The organism is Acinetobacter sp. B51(2017) (assembly GCF_003711395.1).
In the GTDB taxonomy this organism is placed as follows: domain Bacteria; phylum Pseudomonadota; class Gammaproteobacteria; order Pseudomonadales; family Moraxellaceae; genus Acinetobacter.
The window spans coordinates 46,645-65,476 of the sequence record NZ_PJRJ01000013.1; the positions used below are offsets into that span (position 1 = coordinate 46,645).

General features: G+C 42.1%; 17 protein-coding genes and 1 riboswitch. Of the genes, 3 read left to right on the forward strand and 14 right to left on the reverse strand.

The annotated features are described in order from the left end of the window. Positions 1-101: 101 nt before the first annotated feature. Entirely contained in the window at positions 102-2,048 is a 1,947-nt protein-coding gene (acs, locus tag CYK47_RS08045) for an acetate--CoA ligase (RefSeq protein ID WP_122900605.1), read from the reverse strand. A gap of 133 nt (positions 2,049-2,181) precedes the next feature. Between acs and CYK47_RS08050 the strand changes: the two genes are divergently transcribed. After that, complete coding sequence (locus CYK47_RS08050) at positions 2,182-2,742, forward strand: DUF805 domain-containing protein (protein ID WP_122900607.1); 561 nt, start codon at positions 2,182-2,184, stop codon at positions 2,740-2,742. Between the two features lie 108 nt (positions 2,743-2,850). After that, complete coding sequence (locus CYK47_RS08055; protein WP_122900609.1) at positions 2,851-3,816, forward strand: mechanosensitive ion channel family protein; 966 nt, start codon at positions 2,851-2,853, stop codon at positions 3,814-3,816. Here CYK47_RS08055 and CYK47_RS08060 read toward each other — a convergent pair. The 6 genes from CYK47_RS08060 to prfB all read right to left on the reverse strand — a co-directional run bounded on the left by CYK47_RS08060 (position 3,802) and on the right by prfB (position 9,892). After that, a complete protein-coding gene (locus CYK47_RS08060; protein ID WP_122900611.1) occupies positions 3,802-4,512 on the reverse strand; it encodes a 16S rRNA (uracil(1498)-N(3))-methyltransferase in 711 nt (236 codons plus the stop codon). The genes CYK47_RS08055 and CYK47_RS08060 overlap by 15 nt on opposite strands. A 9-nt stretch (positions 4,513-4,521) precedes the next feature. Beyond that, positions 4,522-5,802, reverse strand: coding sequence for a 3-deoxy-D-manno-octulosonic acid transferase (locus tag CYK47_RS08065; protein ID WP_122900613.1), 1,281 nt, complete (start codon positions 5,800-5,802; stop codon positions 4,522-4,524). Positions 5,803-5,928: 126 nt separating this feature from the next. Further along, positions 5,929-6,999: an alkene reductase gene (locus CYK47_RS08070; protein WP_122900615.1), complete on the reverse strand. Its 1,071-nt coding sequence runs from the start codon at positions 6,997-6,999 to the stop codon at positions 5,929-5,931. 282 nt (positions 7,000-7,281) lie between these two features. After that, a complete protein-coding gene (locus tag CYK47_RS08075; protein ID WP_122900617.1) occupies positions 7,282-8,346 on the reverse strand; it encodes an alkene reductase in 1,065 nt (354 codons plus the stop codon). Positions 8,347-8,365: 19 nt separating this feature from the next. Further along, entirely contained in the window at positions 8,366-8,665 is a 300-nt protein-coding gene (locus tag CYK47_RS08080; RefSeq protein ID WP_122900620.1) for an ArsR/SmtB family transcription factor, read from the reverse strand. 131 nt (positions 8,666-8,796) lie between these two features. Further along, a protein-coding gene (prfB, locus tag CYK47_RS08085; RefSeq protein ID WP_122900621.1) for a peptide chain release factor 2 occupies positions 8,797-9,892 on the reverse strand; the annotation gives its coding sequence in 2 pieces (ribosomal slippage) (positions 8,797-9,819 and positions 9,821-9,892; 1,095 coding nt in all). Positions 9,893-10,277: 385 nt separating this feature from the next. Between prfB and CYK47_RS08090 the strand changes: the two genes are divergently transcribed. Further along, a complete protein-coding gene (locus CYK47_RS08090; RefSeq protein WP_122900623.1) occupies positions 10,278-11,066 on the forward strand; it encodes a putative porin in 789 nt (262 codons plus the stop codon). Positions 11,067-11,114: 48 nt separating this feature from the next. On the opposite strand, the gene recJ is transcribed toward CYK47_RS08090, so the two are convergent. The 7 genes from recJ to CYK47_RS08125 form a co-directional block, all read right to left on the reverse strand. Beyond that, the gene (gene recJ / locus CYK47_RS08095; protein ID WP_122900625.1) at positions 11,115-12,818 is read right to left on the reverse strand and encodes a single-stranded-DNA-specific exonuclease RecJ; all 1,704 of its coding nucleotides are present in this window, start codon (positions 12,816-12,818) and stop codon (positions 11,115-11,117) included. Continuing rightward, complete coding sequence (gene pdxH / locus CYK47_RS08100; protein ID WP_122900627.1) at positions 12,819-13,475, reverse strand: pyridoxamine 5'-phosphate oxidase; 657 nt, start codon at positions 13,473-13,475, stop codon at positions 12,819-12,821. A gap of 9 nt (positions 13,476-13,484) precedes the next feature. After that, positions 13,485-14,816 (reverse strand): phosphoglucosamine mutase, encoded by a 1,332-nt coding sequence (gene glmM / locus CYK47_RS08105; protein WP_122900629.1) that lies wholly within the window; start codon positions 14,814-14,816, stop codon positions 13,485-13,487. A 107-nt stretch (positions 14,817-14,923) separates the two neighbouring features. Continuing rightward, entirely contained in the window at positions 14,924-16,390 is a 1,467-nt protein-coding gene (gene guaB, locus CYK47_RS08110) for an IMP dehydrogenase (RefSeq protein ID WP_122900632.1), read from the reverse strand. Positions 16,391-16,607: 217 nt separating this feature from the next. Then, positions 16,608-16,973, reverse strand: coding sequence for a YkgJ family cysteine cluster protein (locus tag CYK47_RS08115; protein WP_122900634.1), 366 nt, complete (start codon positions 16,971-16,973; stop codon positions 16,608-16,610). 76 nt (positions 16,974-17,049) lie between these two features. Next, entirely contained in the window at positions 17,050-17,859 is an 810-nt protein-coding gene (locus CYK47_RS08120; protein WP_122900636.1) for an oxygen-binding di-iron domain-containing protein, read from the reverse strand. Positions 17,860-18,022: 163 nt separating this feature from the next. After that, a complete protein-coding gene (locus CYK47_RS08125; protein ID WP_122900638.1) occupies positions 18,023-18,598 on the reverse strand; it encodes a TMEM165/GDT1 family protein in 576 nt (191 codons plus the stop codon). A 72-nt stretch (positions 18,599-18,670) separates the two neighbouring features. Continuing rightward, positions 18,671-18,812: riboswitch (yybP-ykoY riboswitch) on the reverse strand. Positions 18,813-18,832 lie beyond the last annotated feature (20 nt).

Sequence of the window (18,832 nt, forward strand, 5' to 3'; positions counted from 1 at the left end):
AATTTTAGCTTAGCAGAACTGCTAACTCATCTTTAGCTAAATGCCTGCTGTGCTTATGGGAAAAAATTAAATGCCGCTTGCAAGTAAACGGCATCATGAGATTAATTACGATTGGGATACACAGTTTGAATCAGATTTTCGACCACCTGTGGCTCTGCTAATGTAGAGGTATCACCTAAACTATCGAGTTCATTGGCAGCAATTTTTCTTAAAATACGCCGCATGATTTTACCCGAGCGGGTTTTTGGTAAGGCTGGCGCCCAATACAGGGCATCAGGTGTGGCCACTGGGCCTAAAATTTTACGCACCCATTGAATCAGCTCATCATGCAGTTGCTTAGTAGCTTCTACACCTGCCTGTAAAGTCACAAAGGTACAAATACCTTGTCCTTTAATTTCATGTGGCATTCCCACAACTGCAGCTTCTGCGACTGCCTCATGCGCCACCAAGGCACTTTCTACTTCTGCTGTACCCAAGCGATGCCCGGAAATATTGAGTACATCATCCACTCGTCCAGTAATCCAGTAATAGCCATCTTTGTCACGGCGTGCGCCATCGCCAGTAAAGTAACTATTGGCATAGGTACTAAAATAGGCTTCAATAAAACGTGCTGGATCACCCCAAATACCGCGCATTTGCCCTGGCCATGAGTCTTTAATAATCAAGTTACCCTCTGCCTCACCTGCTAACTCATTGCCATCTGCATCTACAATCGCGGGTTGCACACCAAAAAATGGCCGTGTCGCTGAGCCTGGTTTAAGTGCTGTAGCACCAGGTAGAGGACTAATCATAAAACCGCCGGTTTCGGTCTGCCACCACGTATCTACAATCGGGCAGCGTCCTTCGCCCACCACGTTGTAATACCAATTCCATGCTTCAGGGTTAATCGGTTCGCCTACAGAACCTAACAGACGTAATGAACTACGGTCACTTTCACGCACAAAGGCATCACCTTCACGCATCATCGAGCGAATGGCTGTGGGTGCAGTATATAAAATGCTAATATCATGTTTATCAACAATATGTCCTGTACGCGCCCAAGAAGGATATTGCGGCACGCCTTCATACATCACGGTTGAAGTACCATTGGATAAAGGGCCATATAGAACATAAGAATGCCCTGTAATCCAGCCGACATCTGCAGTACACCAAAACACATCGTCTTGTTTAATATCAAACACTTCACGGAAGGTACAATTGACATAGGTTAAATAGCCGCCAGTGGTATGCAATACGCCTTTGGGTTTACCTGTAGAACCTGAGGTATATAAAATAAATAAAGGGTCTTCGGCGTTCATGGGTTCAGGCGGGCAATCATCACTCACCTGCATAATTTCAATGTGATACCACACATCACGACCGGTCTGCATGTGAATAGCATTGCCTGTACGATGTACCACAATGACTTGTTCAATGGATTGGGTATTGGCTTGCTCAAGTGCGATATCCACATTGGCTTTTAAGTAAATCGGTTTACCACCACGCATAGCAGAATCTGCGGTAATCACCATTTTGGCTTGGCAATCTTCAATGCGACTGGCCAGCGCATCTGGCGAAAAGCCGCCAAATACCACACAATGCACCGCGCCAATACGACTACAGGCCAACATCGCAATCGCAGCTTCTGGCACCATCGGCATATACAGCATGACGCGGTCGCCTTTTTGAATGCCATTTTTCTTTAATACATTGGCAAAGCGACACACTTCATCGTGTAAAGACACAAAGGAAATCACTTTATGCCGTGATGGATGATCCCCTTCCCAAATAATGGCAGGTTTATGTGGATGCTCTTTTAAATGCCGATCTAAACAGTTATAGGAGACATTGAGTTCACCATCACTAAACCACTCAATTTTAAAACTATCTTTATTAAAACTGGTGTTTTTGACTTGCGTAAAAGGCTTCATCCAATCAAGTTTTAGGGCTTGTTCACGCCAGAATCCTTCTGGGTCAGTGATGGACTGTTGATAGCGCGCAAAATATTGTTGTTCATTGGTACGCGCTGTTTTTTTGAGATGTTCAGGAACAGGATAAATTTCTTGCATAGCGAACTTCCTTGATCGAATGGCAACATCGCGTCGCCCTGATTTTTTACTTGTCTAACATTTACTCTTATAATTTTGCTATGTTTAAGATGCGTAAGCATCATTTGTCAAATTAGGTTAAAAATAATCTGTTATGAGTCCTCTTGATACACCTCCATTCCCCGCAACCCCGCGTTTAAAAAGCTATCAAGGGCGTTTTGGGCGTTTAAGCTTTATTGCGTGGCATGCTGTGCTGTGGTGGGCAAGTTGTTGTATTGGTTTGGGCTTATTGTTCAGTTTGGGTGTATTTAATTTTGCCACATGGTCACTCGATTCAGCAGCCTACCTTTTAGCTACCATAAATAATCTTTTTAGTTTACTGTTTTTTGTGCTGTATACCTATTTTGCTTTTGTAATCACTATTCGTCGTTTACATGATGTCAATGCCAGCGGTTGGTGGTCGTTGCTCAGCCTAATGCCATTCATCAATCTATTTTTTTATGGCTATTTATTGTTAAAAAAAGGTCATCCTAGAAGTAATATGTATGCACCTGCTCGGGTCACACCATTTTGGGAAAAATTAGTAGCGTGGTTGTGTATCTTGATGCTATTACTGATGCTGCTGAGTCTATTCATGCTACTGGGTTTTTATGATCAAAGTGTCACAATTTTACCTACCCAAGAGATTGTGGAAAAAGGCAGCGGCTTCTTTTAAAAATGCCTTAAATCTGCGGCATAATTACACAGTCAACGCACAAGTATTATTAAGTTTTTAAGCTTTTTCAGGCACAATAATGACAAAATAATTTCGACTGGAAAACGTGTGGCTGAACAAGAAAATACCTTAAAAGAGGTAACTCAGGGCACCTCTGAGCTGTTACAAGAAGCAACCGCCAAAACCGCAAAAACTGTAGCTGAATATACCGATAAATCGCTTGAAGCCTATTCGACTATTGACCATTTCATTAACCTGTTTTGGGAACGCTTACCGTATATCTGTATTGCGCTTGTGGTATTTACAGTATTTTATATGCTGTCTAAGGTGTTTAAATTATTTATACGTAAGGTGCTGTCGGATCGTAGCTATACCAAACAAAACTTAGTCTTGGTCTTAAACCGCGTCGGTAGCTCAGCTATTATCTTCTTTGGCTTTTTAATTGCTATGGTGATTGCCATTCCAGGCTTTACCCCAGGTCAGTTAATGAGTGCCCTAGGGATTGGCTCGGTTGCGATTGGTTTTGCGTTTAAAGACATTTTCCAAAACCTATTGTCTGGTATTTTAATTTTACTGGGTGAACCATTTAAAATTGGTGATGACATTATTGTTTCAGGGATGGAAGGAACTGTCGAAGATATTCAGATCCGCGCCACATTCTTACGCTCACCTGATGGTCGTCGTATTGTGATCCCAAATGCCACCGTTTATACCAGCCCTGTGACGGTAAATACCGCTTATCCACGTCGTCGCTGTCAATTTGTGGTGGGTATTGGCTATGAAGATGATGTTCAAAAAGCCAAAGATGTGATCTTGGCGATTTTAGATAAAGACCAAGCGATCTTGAGTCAACCTGGCTTTAGCGTCAACGTCAATGCTTTGGCTGATTTCTCAGTTAACTTGACCGTGACTTGGTGGGTGAATACCTCAGAAACCACTATGTCAGCCTCTATCAGTGACGTACAACAACGCGTTATCCATGCCTTTGCTGAACACGGGATTTCTATTCCTTATCCTGTACAGGAAGTTAAAGTTTATCGCGGTGAACAGGCAGCAGAATCAACTACTAAATAAGCGTCCAATCAAATAAGGAATGACCGTTTCGGTACGGATAATACGGTTGCCTAAGTGTGCTGCTTGGCAACCGTTTTTAATCAGTAAGTCCACTTCATACGGAATAAAACCACCCTCTGGGCCAATCACAATACTGCATGGCTGATTCAGCGCAGATGGCATTGCCTCGCTGACATAAGGATGTGCTAAAAAAGCAGGTTTCTCTGGTGTAATGATGCTCGGTAATACATCTTCGACAAAGGGTTTAAAACGTTTATGGCATTCAACTTGTGGCGCAATAGTATCTCCTGCCTGCTCTAACCCCAACGTGACATAATGTTCAATTTGCTGTAAAAAAGGTGTTTGCCAATAGCTTTTATCCACGCGATAGCTATGAATTAAAATAATTTTTTCCACACCTAGCGTGACTGCATCCATAATCAGGCGCCGCAATACTTTAGGACGTGGTAATGCCACAATCAAAGTTACAGGCAATTTTTGCGGTACGCTTTCTTCATGTAAAGCTTTAACTCGAATCATATTTTCAGTCACTTCAATGACTTCGGTTAAATAGCGCTGCGCTCCAGCCACACCAACCTTTAAGGTATCTCCTACTTGCACATCTAGATGCGTTTTTAAATGTGTGACTTGGCGTTGACTGCTAATCGTCCACATCTCATGCGTGGTTTGACGTGGATCAAGGAGAACAATGTTCATGTGTTTTCCTTATAAATATTGATCGATGATCTGAATATGTTTGTGTAATGCACCTTGGTTATTATGCATCACTTGCTGGGCATGGCGATTTAATTGCTCTGCTTGAGTTTGATCGGCAATCAGTGCCAACAATGTGGTCGTAGCAGCCTCAAAGTCTGCCACAACTTTGACACCATTAACCGCAACAAATTCATCAACAATCGTTTGAAAATTAAAATAATTTCTCCCTAAAATCGTTGGCACATTTAAAGCAATTGGCTCTAGAATATTATGCCCACCGCCTGGTTGATTCAAAGATCCACCTACATAACAAGCTTGGCTCAAGGCATACCATAGCCACATTTCACCCATCGAATCCGCTAAATAAACTTGAGTATTGTTTTGAATTTCTTCACCCAAACTACGGCGCTGGGTGTTTAAACCTAAAGCACAACTTGCAGCAAAGACTTCATCAAACCGTTCAGGATGGCGCGGTACCACAATACATAGCAAAGCTGGGTCTTGAGCTAAAGCCTGTGCTAAATGTGCCAATAATTCAGCCTCTTCTGGGGCATGGGTACTGGCAAGGGTGATTATTTTACGCGCTTGTAATTGCCAATCACCGCGTAACTTTTTAGCTTGATCTAAAAACTGTTTTGGTGGACTAATATCAAATTTAACATTACCCAAAACTTGCGTGTGCTTTGCAGAGATTCCAAGTTCAATAAAGCGCTGCTGAGTCGCGTGATCTTGTGCTAATAGCACAGTTAAGCCATTAAGCATCCCTTGAGTTAAACGCTTAACTTTGGCATAACCTTGCGCCGATTTAGCCGATAAACGTGCATTGAGCAAGATGCACGGCACTTTAAACTCTTGAGCAATATCAATTAAATTAGGCCATAGCTCAGTTTCCATGAGTGCCAACATTTTAGGTTGATATTTTTGGTAAAAATCACGTACTAAGTCACGTTGATCTGCGGGTAAATACACCGCTTGAAATAAGTGTTCAAATTCTGGTTTTAAAAATAAAGTTTTGGCACGCGCCTGACCAGTTTTAGTGGTATTCGTTACCAAAACTGCGTGACCGTGCTTTAAATAATGTTCGATAATGGGCTGCGCGGCATTGGTCTCACCAACTGACACCACATGAAACCAAATGGCTTGCTTATTTTTAGGTGCTTGGAATGGTCCAAAGCGCTCGATTAATTCTTGCTGAAGTTGTTCTGGGCTAGTGGCACGTTTTTTAATACGGGCACGATAGATCGGCTTAATCAAAGTGAGCGCTGCGTTATACCAAAACGGAGTAGCCAAGAATTCGCCTCAAATAACAATAAAGGAAAGCGCAGAATATAGCAGAGAAGCAGCCAGAAGAATAGAAAGCCCAATCTACCCCAAGCATAAAAGCGCCAAGCGATTGCTTGACGCTTGAATATCAATTTAAGCTTCTGCGTGTTGTAAGGTTGGATAGTCGATATAACCTTCTGCTACATCTGTACCAATCATTTTATCGAGCTGTACCTCATTTAACTCCGCATCTGCAACTAAACGCTCATACAAGTCAGGATTGGCAATATAAGCTTTACCAAATGCCACTGCATCGGCTTTATTGGAAGCCAGTAAATCAATCGCATCTTGACGGGTTAAACGCATATTGGCGATATATGGCAAACCGTTGGCACGCGATTTCATATAACCTGAGATACTGTCATCTGCCAAATATTCACGGGTAAAGAAAAAGGCAATCTTACGTTGCGCAAGCGCTTCTACTGCATAACCAAAGGTTTCTTTTGGATCAGCATCGCCCATGTCATTTTCATCACAACGTGGTGCTAAATGTACACCTACACGACCCGCACCCCAAACCTCAATTAAAGCATCGACAACTTCTAGTAAAAAGCGCACACGATTTTCAACTGAACCGCCATACTCATCGTCGCGCAAGTTAGTGCTACTTTGTAAGAATTGGTCAACTAAATAACCATTGGCAGCATGCAGCTCTACCCCGTCAAAGCCTGCTGCTTTGGCATGGATTGCAGCTTGTTTAAAGTCGGCAATGGTGGTTTTAATTTCAGCAATCGTGAGTGGACGCGGTGCGACATAATCTTGCTTAGGTCGTAACAGACTTAACTGACCTGCGGGTTTTACATCACTTGCAGAAACAGGCAGATTGCCACTTTGAAAATGCGGATGTGAAATACGACCAACATGCCAGAGCTGCGCCATAATTAAGCCGCCTTTATCATGTACAGCCTTGGTTACACATTGCCAGCCCGCAATCTGCTCATCGGTAAATAACGCAGGTGTGTTGGCATAATCAATTGCCTGCTGCGAGACAATAATCGCCTCAGAGATAATCAAGCCAGCACTGGCGCGCTGCGCATAGTACTCTGCCATCATTGGCGTTGGGATTAAATCATCTGCCACTCGAGTACGTGTTAATGGTGCCATAACCACGCGGTTTTTAAGATTCAATTCACCAAAAGTGATTGCAGAAGAAAGTTCAGCCATGCTGCCCCCATGAAAGATTTTAAAGTTAAAAATTATCAAGTGTTTAAATAAAAAATCTGTCTAAAATTAAAATTTAGCGCAGATTAATACTGCAATGCTGAATGATGTCTATTTAATAAACAACCGATACCAACTCAAATGGATCAAAATCATCTGCGGGTGTTCTGACATAGCATCTAGCAACAGGCCACCAGTTTAGAGGATAAATCCATGCAACATCATGAAAATCAGGCATAAAAAAGCGCCAAGCGATTGCTTGACGCTGAAATAAGCAATTGAGGCTTAAATCTGTTCGAGTGTTGGATAGTCGATATAACCTTCTGCTACATCTGTTCCAATCATATTTTCAAGCTTTAATTCATTTAACGGTGCATCTACCAATAAACGCTCGTATAAATCTGGATTAGCAATATAGGCTTTACCAAAAGATACAGCATCGGCTTTGCCCGATGCTAATAAATCAATAGCATCCTCACGGCTTAGACGCATATTGGCAATATATGGCACACCATTCGCACGTGCTTTCATGTCTTCAGAAATGCTATCTTCTGCCAAGTATTCTCGGGTAAAGAAAAATGCAATCTGACGTTTACCCAATTCTTGCATGACATAACCAAATGTTTCACGTGGAGTCGCATCGCCCATATCATGCTCATCACCACGCGGTGCTAGATGTACCCCGACACGACCTGCACCCCAAACTTCAATTAACGCATCTACTACTTCTAATAAGAAACGGGCACGATTTTCAATTGAGCCGCCGTATTCATCTTCACGTAAATTGGTGCTGCTTTGTAAGAATTGGTCAATTAAATAACCATTGGCAGCATGTAATTCAACCCCATCAAAGCCTGCTTGTTTGGCATAAATAGCCGCTTGTTTATATTGCTCGGTAATCGCGTGAATTTCTGCAATTTGTAAAGGACGTGGCAACACATAAGGGCGTTTTGGGCGTAATAAGCTGACATGTCCTGCTTGTTGCACAGAACTTGCCGAAACAGGGGTTTCACCTGCAAGTAAATCAGGATGTGATACACGCCCTACATGCCATAATTGCGATACGATTAATCCCCCTTTGGCATGCACTGCATCGGTGACTAACTTCCACCCATCCACCTGTGCTTGGTTAAACAAGCCCGGGGTATTTAAGTAGCCATTGGCTTGTTCTGAAATGACAGTTGCTTCTGCAATAATTAAACCTGCGCTGGCACGCTGGGCATAGTATTCTGCCATCATTGGCGTTGGTACACGATCAGCAGTGGCACGACTACGCGTTAAAGGTGCCATCACCACACGGTTTTTAAGTTTTAATTCGCCCAAGGTTAAGGGAGTATTGAGTTCAGCCATAATTACCTCATCACTCGAATTAAAGCGAGTGTTGTAAATGATCAATATATTGCTGAATTAAGGCTTCGTTACGGGAGAAATATGACCACTGACCATGCTTTTGTGCTTGGATTAAGCCTGCTTGCTGTAGCACGGATAAATGATTCGACATTGTCGATTGCGACACATTGCCTAGACGTTCAATTTGTCCAGCACATACGCCACGTTCAAAGTTACCGCACTCTTCTGCTGACAAATATGCTGCAGGGTTTTTGAGCCACATTAGAATCTGCCGACGCGTAGGATTCGCTAAGGCTTTAAAGATTAAATCAACATCCATAGACATAGACACTCTTCAAATTGCACAAAGGCCTCATTCAGCATTTAGCTTAATATATCGTATTTTTTAGATATTAATATCTATTTTTTACGATAAATAACTAAAACCCGAACTGAGGCCTTTATTAAAACTTATAAACCTTGCTTTAAGCTGGCTTCAATAAATTTATCTAAATCACCATCAAGTACTGCACCCGTGTTTGATGTTTCAACACTGGTACGTAAGTCTTTAATCCGTGAATCATCCAAAACGTATGAACGAATTTGGCTACCCCAACCAATATCAGATTTAGTATCTTCTAAGGCTTGAGCAGCTTCATTACGTTTTTTCATTTCTAATTCATAGAGTTTGGCACGTAATTGTTTCCACGCATGGTCACGGTTGGCGTGCTGTGAACGTTGGTTCTGACAGGCCACCACAATACCCGTTGGTGCGTGGGTTAAACGAACCGCAGAGTCAGTTTTGTTAATGTGCTGACCACCCGCGCCTGACGCACGGTAGGTATCGGTACGCACATCAGCAGGGTTAATATCAATTTCGATATTGTCATCGACTTCAGGTGATACAAATACCGCAGAGAATGAAGTATGACGACGGTTACCCGAGTCAAATGGTGACTTACGTACGAGGCGGTGTACACCTGATTCGGTACGTAACCAACCGTAAGCATACTCACCTTCTACACGGATGGTTGCCGACTTAATCCCTGCCACGTCACCGTCAGATTCTTCCATCACTTCAGCTTTAAAACCATGACGCTCAATCCAACGTAAGTACATACGCAGTAGCATGGATGCCCAGTCTTGCGCTTCTGTACCACCCGAACCCGCTTGAATCTCGACATAACATGGATTTGGATCCATTGGATTGCTAAACATACGGCGGAATTCAAGTTTAGCCAGTTCAGCTTCTGCTGAATCAAGCTCAGCTTGTACATCTGCAAGCATTTCCTCTTCGTCTGCTTCCACGGCTAAATCTAGCATCGCTTGCGCATCTTCAAGCTGAGTGCTTAAGCCATCTAAAACATTTAAGACGTTTTCGAGTTCGCCTTTTTCTTTGGCCATCGCTTGGGCGCGGTCTTGGTCATTCCAAATTGCAGGATCTTCTAACTCGCGTAGAACCTCTTCTAAACGCTCTTTCTTTAGATCGTAGTCAAAGATACCCCCGTAGTGTTTGACCACGGTCGCTTAAGTCTTTTAGCTGTAATAGATAAGGATTAATTTCCACGTTCGTCTCTCAAACAAATGTAAGCTTTAAATAGCCCGATATTATATCACAGTGCTTATTTAGATTTTGAATGCCAATTCAAGCAGTTTGCTTTGCCACATAAGTAAATTTAGTATTTTGCTTACACGGATCATTTGGGGATGAAAATATGCCAAAAATTAAGCGGATTTTGCCCTTTAGTTGCTATATTTACATATCTCAATAAAAAGCCTGATAAAAATACTGTCTTTTAAAATCAAAAACTTATTAATTAAAATTTACACAATATTACCAAAGTCACAAAACGGTAACTTTGCAGTGATTGACCAAACTTGAAATTACTCTAGACTGAAAGTTGTAACAAGAAATGTATTATTTTAAGACAGTTTATAGGGGGAGGAATTCCATGAAAAAATTAGCAATTGCATCTGCGCTTCTGACTACAATGGCTTTAACAGGTACTGCAGCGCATGCATATCAAGCTGAAGTTGGTGGTTCATTCGCTTATACCGATCCAGATCGTGGTAGTTCAGGCGAAGCTTACGGTTTAAATGGTACGTATTACTTTAACCCTGTACAAACTCGTAATGCACCGCTTGCCGAAGCTGCTTATTTAGATCGTGCGAGCAACGTCAATGCGCAAGTCAGCTACGATGATGTTGGGGCGAGCGAATACACTAAATATGGTATTGGTGGTGAGTACTTCGTACCTAATTCAGATTTTTATGTGAGTGCTAATGTTGGACGTACCGAAGCAGAACTTAAAACGTCTCTAGGTAAGTTCTCAAATGATACTACTACTTATGGTGCTGAAGTCGGTTATTTCTTTGCCCCAGGTTTATTAGTTGCCGCAGGTCTTAAAGGCTACGACAATGATATTCATGATGGCACAGACCCAACATTACGTGCTAAATACGTAACAACTTTAAGTAATGGTAAAGACATTAATTTAGAGGCAGGTGCTGCATTTGGTGATTTAGATGAATACCGTATCGCTGGTGATTACTACATCGACAAGACTTTAAGTATTGGTGCAGATTACTACGATAATGATCTCGCAGAAGAAAGTGAGTTTGGTATCAAAGCGCGTAAATTTATTAACCCACAACTGAGCGTTGAAGGTCGTGTAGGTTTCGGTGAAATCTATAACAATGACTACAACAAATTTGGTGTTGCAGCGAAATATCGTTTCTAAGCGTTTGCCAAGTTTCTAAACTAAAAACCGCGCCATGGCGCGGTTTTTTTATTGGCTTAAATGGATGATTTTAAGTTGTAAACTGATATTACCATTAAATTCATTACGATCTAATTCATACACCAAGTGCACAGTATCTTGCATCGGATTAAAGTCATATTTACTCGCAGCATTAAAGGCAATCGCTTCCACAATGTGTCCATTACTTAAAGCTACACGTAATTTGAGATGTATTTCTTTGAGCCAACGAAAGTCCACAATTTTAAAACGCCCCTCAAAAACTGGGCTAGGGAATTTTTGTCCCCACGGACTTAAATTCTTGAGCAAGGCTACAGTATTTAAATTCATTTCATCAGCATCAAGTTCACCGTCTGTCCACAGTACCGCTTGAAACAGTTCTTGATCCATGGCTGCAATCAATTGCTCAAATTGAGTTTTAAATTCAGCAAAATGTTGTTTTTGAATCGTCAATCCTGCAGCTGCAGCATGACCACCAAAATGGCTGACTAAATGCGGATGCTGTTCGGCAAGGAGTTCAATCGCATCACGAATATGAATGCCCTCAATCGAACGTGCTGAACCTTTGATATGAATCCCATCTTCATCACGAGCAAAGACGATACTTGGACGATGAAACTGCTCTTTTAAACGCCCTGCCACAATCCCAATTACACCTTGATGCCAATGCGGTTCAAACATAATCAGTGCATGCGGTAAATTATTGTGATCGAGCTGAATTTTTTCTAGTTCAGTTAAAGCATCTTGTTTGATTTGCGTTTCAACTTGGCGACGTTCAGCATTCAGCTGCGTTAGTTGTTCTGCAATTGGATAAGCCTGTTCCAAAGTTTCAGCCAATAGACATTCAATGCCGATATCCATGGTATCCATACGCCCTGCGGCATTAATACGCGGACCAATCACAAAACCTAAGTCAGATGCGGTGAGACTGGCTGCATCACGTTTGGCAATATCAAGTAGCGCAATAATACCTGCTCGACATTGCTGCTGACGAATACGCTGTAGGCCTGCATCAATTAAGATTCGATTGTTGTAATCGAGGCTTGCAACATCAGCATAGGTGCCTAAAGCCACTAAATCTAAATATTGCGCCATATTGATATGGCTTTTGCCGTGTTTTTTACGCTGACTGGATAAATTGGCCAACACATAAAAAGCGACACCTACACCAGCTAAAGCCTTACTAGGAAACGGACAACCCAATTGATTGGGATTGACCACCGCTTCCGCTTGAGGGGTCGGTTTTGTAGTGAGATGATGATCGGTAATAATCACTTGCATGCCATGATCTTGGGCTTGTTTGACCCCTTCATGACTGGAAATACCGTTATCGACAGTAATGAGTAAGTCTGGCGTGAATTTAGCAAATGCCAGATCGGCAATGGCAGGGGTTAAGCCATAGCCATACTTAAAGCGATCAGGGACTAAGTATTCGACATCGGCACCCATAGCGCGTAAGGCCAAAATCATTAACGTGGTACTGGTGGCACCGTCAGCATCATAATCACCAACAATGACGATTTTTTTATGTTGGTCAATCGCTTGATCAATCAGTTCAATCGCTTCAGGCAAACCGAGCATGGTAGGCGCTAACAGGTTTTTTAGTTTGAGTTCTAATTCTTGAGTCGATTGCACGCCACGGCGCGCCAAAATCTTGGCAACTAAAGGAGATACGCCCTGAAAATTTTCAGGGCGTGTCAAAAATGGACGTTGTTGAACAATGATTTTCGTCATTTAAGGCATCAGGCGTTGTAGCTTCCAGTTGCCTGCAATTGTTTCATAAATGAGCCGATCATGTAAGCGGTTTGGTCGGCCTTGCCAAAACTCATAATGCTCTGGCACAAGGCGGTAGCCCCCCCAAAACTCAGGCTTAGCTAAGTCATCTTGACTGGCAACTTGATCCTGTAGCGCTTGGAAACGACTTTGCAATTCTTCACGGCTGGCAATCACACCACTTTGCGGGGTACTAATGTGCGCTGCAATTTGGCTTTCACGAGGGCGTTTGTGATAATAGTCTGTTGATTCTTGCTCGGAAATTTTATCCACACGGCCAAAAATACGCACTTGGCGTTCTAGCTCTGGCCAGTAAAATAAAATTTCTGCATAAGGATTCGCTGCTAAGTCTAAACCCTTTTGACTGTCATAATTGGTATAAAAGTCATAGCCTGTTGCTTGAGCCCCACGTAGCAGTACTGTACGTACATGTGGACGACCTTTGGCATCGGCAGTTGCAATCGACATGGCATACGGTTCGTGTAAACGCGCTTCTAAGGCATGGTTAAACCATGCCAAGAATTGCTCATGTGGATCAGGATGTACTTGATCTTCGTGTAACTCACCTTTTTGGTAGGTTAAGCGCAATTCACTTAAATCTTTGACAACATCAGTCATATGATCTCCTTAAGCAGCGTTGGCACGCACAGCATCGGCTAAATGATGAGCTAAGGCAGTCACTTCAGCTAAATCATCACCTTCAACCATGACACGAATCACAGGTTCAGTACCTGATTTACGAATTAGTAAACGACCACGACCTTTGAGCTGTGCTTCAGCCTTTTCAAATTCAGTGACCAATGCTGGCACTGAGTACGGGTCAAACATAGCATCTAAACGCACATTGACTAACACATTCGGTAAAAGCTTAAAATCTGCAACCAGCTCTGCAAGGCTTTGATTACGTTCAACCATTACCGTCAAAACTTGTAATGCTGCAATAATGGCATCGCCTGTGGTGCTTTTATCTAACGTTAAGATATGACCTGATGGCTCACCACCTGCTACCCAACCGTTTTGCTCTAAACCTTGCAATACATAACGGTCGCCAACTTTAGCGCGGAAGAAAGGTACTTCAGCTTGTTGTAGCGCTAACTCAAGCGCCATGTTACTCATCAGCGTACCGACAATACCCGCTGGTTTTTGTGCAGCTTTAGTGGCTAAGATATATAGAATATGGTCGCCTGTGATTTCTTGACCATATTGGTCAATCATAATCACGCGGTCTGCATCACCATCAAAAGCAATACCTAAATCGGCTTGATACTCAAGCACTGCTTGTTTTAAGTTTTCAGGATGAGTCGAGCCACAACCTTCATTAATATTTAAACCATCTGGCTCATTAAAGATGGCAATAACTTTAGCGCCTAATTCTTTAAATACCGCAGGACCGACGCTATAAGCTGAACCATTGGCACAGTCCACGACAATTTTTAAATCATTGAGATCTAAATGGTATGGGAAAGTCGATTTACAAAATTCGATGTAACGACCATTAGCATCATTAACACGCACGCTTTTACCCAAATTCGCGGTATCTTCAATGATTAAGTCGTTTTCAAGCTCTTGATTAATTTGATCTTGTAAGCTATCTGGTAATTTTTTGCCTTCAGCAGAGAAAAATTTAATCCCATTATCAAAATAAGGGTTATGTGAAGCTGAAATCACGATACCAAGACTGGCATGTAGAGCACGAGTTAAATGGGCAATCGCAGGCGTTGGTAATGGCCCCAGTAAATGCACATATACTCCAGCTGCATTTAAGCCTGCTTGTAGCGCAGCTTCTAAAATATAGCCAGATAAACGTGTATCTTTACCCATGACCACGATTGGCTTTGCCTTTTTGCTATTGCGTTTTAATACCTTACCCGCGGCAAAACCTAACTTTAAGGCGAACTCAGGTGTAATTGGCAATACACCAAACTTACCACGAATACCATCGGTACCAAAATAACTCATAACTTGCTCACTTTTTCTATTATCGCTCGTGAAAACCGAAAATACTTTACACCAAAAACTAAAAAACCGTCATAAAAATGACGGCTTTTTAGAGCAATTACACAAAATTAACCAACGCGATAGTTTGGTGCTTCTTTAGTAATCGTTACATCATGGACATGTGACTCAGACATACCTGCTGCAGTAATTTTAACGAACTTCGCATTTTGACGTAGGTCGTTGATGGTTGCAGAACCGGTATAACCCATAGATGAACGTAAGCCACCCATCATTTGATGCACGATGTTACCCATTGGGCCTTTGTACGGTACACGACCTTCAATACCTTCTGGTACTAATTTTTCTGCGCCCGCTTTAGAGTCTTGGAAGTAACGATCCGCAGAACCTGTAGAACCTGCCATCGCGCCTAATGAACCCATACCACGGTATGCTTTGTAATAACGACCTTGGAAGAATTCAACTTCGCCTGGTGCTTCTTCAGTACCCGCCATCAGTGAACCCACCATAATAGTGCTTGCGCCCGCGCCAATCGCTTTGGCCATGTCACCAGAGAAACGAATACCACCATCAGCGATCAATGGAATTTGTTCTTTTAGTGCATTGGCAACTGAATCAATCGCTGAGATTTGTGGCATACCAATACCAGCAACAATACGTGTAGTACAGATTGAGCCAGGACCGATACCGACTTTAACCGCATCTGCACCAGCATCAAGGAGTGCAAGTGCTGCATCACCTGTTGCGATGTTGCCGCCAATCACTTGTACTTGTGGGTAGTTGGCTTTAACCCAACGTACACGCTCAATTACGCCCGCTGAGTGACCATGTGCAGTATCGACAACAATCGCATCCACACCAGCTTCAACCAATGCTTCAACACGGCTTGGTGTTTCTATACCCGTGCCAACAGCAGCACCAACACGTAAACGACCTAAGTCATCTTTACAGCTGTTTGGATACAATTCCGCTTTACGGAAGTCAGTTACGGTAATTAAACCTTTAAGTTCGTTGTTTTCGCCAACAACGATCACTTTTTCAATACGGTGTTGTTGTAATAACGCTTGGATGTTTTCTTTTGATTCACCTTCACGTACGGTCACTAAACGATCTTGACCAGTCATGATGTTGCTAACAGGTTGTTCAAGATTGGTTTCAAAGCGTGTATCACGACCCGTAACGATACCAACCACTTTGCCGTCTTTTACAACTGGCACACCGCTGATATTGTTGGCTTGAGTTAATGCCATCAATTCACGTACTGTGGTTTCTGGGGTAACGGTAATTGGGTCTTTGACCATACCGGCTTCAAATTTTTTCACACGGCGCACTTCTGCAGCTTGGGCAGCAATATCCATGTTTTTATGCAAAATACCAATACCACCATTTTGCGCCATCGCAATTGCCATACGTGATTCGGTCACAGTATCCATTGCTGCTGAAACAAGGGGGATATTTAATTCAATGCCGCGTGTTAAACGTGTCTTTAAAGAGACATCTTTTGGGAGAACTGTAGAGTAGGCAGGGAGTAATAGGACATCATCAAAGGTCAAAGCGTCTTGAACGATGGTCAACATAGCAGTCTCGCTGGTAATTTCCGTGCGCTATTATAAACAAAATTTTCATCTTTAATCATATAAATTTAAGCAAAGACCACAAAAATAGCGCTATCTTGCTGAATACTTTGCAAGTTTAGTTAAAAACAAGATCTTCTTTATAATAAATTTTTTTAATTTTTTCGTGAAAATTCATCTTTTAATTATCAATTGGGCAAAGCTAACTTTGCCCAAAGTTTTAAACCACGCGGTCAAAATCCTCATCATTTTCTGCCTGCATAGGCTCAATTTGTCGCAAAGGAATCATCTTATGACGCGCGCGTGCCTTATTACACTGGCTATCGCCCGCTTGAACTTCCTGACAACTTGAGCTACGCAGCGCATAAACTGAGCAACTGACGCTTTCCCCGATCTCACCTTCTAAAGCGATACAACGAGGCTGAGCTTGGTTTGTTCCTGTCATACAGCTATAAACTGCGTTTACAGGTTCGGTATAGTGTTCTGGCAGATGTAGACCTTCTGCCCAATAAAACGAAACCCGAAAGTGTGCGCAGCACGCACCACAACTTAAACATGACTCTGGTGTAACCAATTGCGATAGCATTTTTAGCTCTTTTCGTCAGCAATTTTGGGAGCGAAAATTCTAAAAAAACTACTTTTTCAATGCAATATTTTTGTTATCAGCGATTAGTCTTAGGCGGGTAACTAAACACACTCTCATCCATTAAATCAGTACCGCATTGCAGGGTTTCAATCCAATCTAAAAATTGTTTGATTTTGGCTTTGCCGACAAAGGGTAAGCCATGTTGCGGCACAATCATGTCTACATCCATGGTACGCACCATATTGACCCACAAGCGAATCACTTTGTTATTACACATATAGCGCTGATGAAAGCCTTTCATCTTACGCGTATGTAGCTCAAAGTTATCAACAATTTGATTGGCATCTTCAACAATAGAAGCGCCCATATCACCAGAAAATAAAATTTTGGCAATCGGGTCATAAAATTGGAAATTACCTACCGAATGTAAAAAGTGCGCAGGTACAGCCACAATCGAAGATTCACCCAAAGGAATCACTTGCCCAGGATCAGGCAGTTCAATCAAACGATCCAACCAATTGCCTTTCATGCGCTCACTGGTAAAGGATGAGTTTAAATGCGGTAAAAAACGTGCCCAAAGTTTTGACGCAACAATTTTAGCGTCGGTATAGACCAACCAACGTGGCATAGAGGTAATAATATCAGGGTCTTGGTGTGAAGCCATGACATAATCTAAATGGCTCAGTTTGGTATATTTACTTAGCTCCATAGTTAATGGCACATAGGTTAAATCACCCCCTGGGTCAAGTACTGCGGCACGTCCATGGTCAATAATTAAAAATTGATTGGCCTGAATCCCCTCGCCTTTGACCAGACTGGTAAAGCTAATACATTTATGCGTACCATTATCAAATAATACTTGTGATGTGGTGCGGTCTGATGCCATCGCATGCCCCTTAGCCAATATTTTTTTCAATAAAATTTTAATCCCTTACAAAATATATGGTTTTGTTACAACTTACAACAATTTCACCTATAAAGTGATTTATCACACAAATTAACCGCTATAAAAAAACCCAATCTATGATTGGGTTTTTGCACATTCAAATTTAAAAGAAATAATGCTGTAGCAAAGTCCAAATACCAATCGTCAAGAAAATTAATGCACTAATTTTATGAATCAGAGAAATCGGCAGTTTATTGGCAAGTTTATTGCCAACAAATACCGCAGGCGCATTGGCAATCATCATGCCTAATGTCGTACCCGCAGTCACCCACAGCAAACTATCAAAACGTGCCGCTAAAGCCACAGTGGCAATTTGAGTTTTATCGCCAATTTCAGCCAAGAAGAATAAGATAAACGTCGCACCAAATACGCCATAACGCTGCCATTTATGAATACTTTCGCTTTCATCATCAAGCTCATCTGGCACCAACATCCAAAGTGCCATAGCAATAAAGCCAAGCGATACAATCCACAATAAAACATCAGGTCCAATCACCGTGGTAATCCATTGACCTAATGCCGCTGACAAACCATGATTAATAATGGTGGCCAGTAAAATGGCGATTAAAATTGGAATAGGTTTTTGATAACGTGCAGCAAGTAATAAAGCCAAGAGTTGGGTCTTATCGCCCATTTCAGCCAGTGCCACAATGGCAGTTGAAAGCAAGAACTCATGCATGATTGTTTCTCTGGCTAGCATATAAATACCAATGACTTATCCCTCCTGCTAGCCAAAATCTGCAGAGTGATAAATCAAAGGTCTTGCCAACAAAACAAAGCTTCATGAAGCTTATTTGGTTCTTTGCTATGATGACCATGCTCGGTTTAGAGCAAATATGTTGACCATCACCTGTTCTATTGCAGAACAGCGGCTACTCCCCAATGAAGTGAATCTATTATAGTCAATTCAAAA

What these genes read in the sequence shown, in the direction of transcription:
- acs (WP_122900605.1), bottom strand. Translation starts at nt 2,048, where the DNA reads ATGCAAGAAATTTATCCTGTTCCTGAACATCTCAAAAAAACAGCGCGT.
- CYK47_RS08050 (WP_122900607.1), top strand. Translation starts at nt 2,182, where the DNA reads ATGAGTCCTCTTGATACACCTCCATTCCCCGCAACCCCGCGTTTAAAA.
- CYK47_RS08060 (WP_122900611.1), bottom strand. Translation starts at nt 4,512, where the DNA reads ATGAACATTGTTCTCCTTGATCCACGTCAAACCACGCATGAGATGTGG.
- CYK47_RS08070 (WP_122900615.1), bottom strand. Translation starts at nt 6,999, where the DNA reads ATGGCTGAACTTTCTTCTGCAATCACTTTTGGTGAATTGAATCTTAAA.
- CYK47_RS08075 (WP_122900617.1), bottom strand. Translation starts at nt 8,346, where the DNA reads ATGGCTGAACTCAATACTCCCTTAACCTTGGGCGAATTAAAACTTAAA.
- CYK47_RS08080 (WP_122900620.1), bottom strand. Translation starts at nt 8,665, where the DNA reads ATGGATGTTGATTTAATCTTTAAAGCCTTAGCGAATCCTACGCGTCGG.
- CYK47_RS08090 (WP_122900623.1), top strand. Translation starts at nt 10,278, where the DNA reads ATGAAAAAATTAGCAATTGCATCTGCGCTTCTGACTACAATGGCTTTA.
- recJ (WP_122900625.1), bottom strand. Translation starts at nt 12,818, where the DNA reads ATGACGAAAATCATTGTTCAACAACGTCCATTTTTGACACGCCCTGAA.
- pdxH (WP_122900627.1), bottom strand. Translation starts at nt 13,475, where the DNA reads ATGACTGATGTTGTCAAAGATTTAAGTGAATTGCGCTTAACCTACCAA.
- glmM (WP_122900629.1), bottom strand. Translation starts at nt 14,816, where the DNA reads ATGAGTTATTTTGGTACCGATGGTATTCGTGGTAAGTTTGGTGTATTG.
- guaB (WP_122900632.1), bottom strand. Translation starts at nt 16,390, where the DNA reads ATGTTGACCATCGTTCAAGACGCTTTGACCTTTGATGATGTCCTATTA.
- CYK47_RS08115 (WP_122900634.1), bottom strand. Translation starts at nt 16,973, where the DNA reads ATGCTATCGCAATTGGTTACACCAGAGTCATGTTTAAGTTGTGGTGCG.
- CYK47_RS08120 (WP_122900636.1), bottom strand. Translation starts at nt 17,859, where the DNA reads ATGGCATCAGACCGCACCACATCACAAGTATTATTTGATAATGGTACG.
- CYK47_RS08125 (WP_122900638.1), bottom strand. Translation starts at nt 18,598, where the DNA reads ATGCATGAGTTCTTGCTTTCAACTGCCATTGTGGCACTGGCTGAAATG.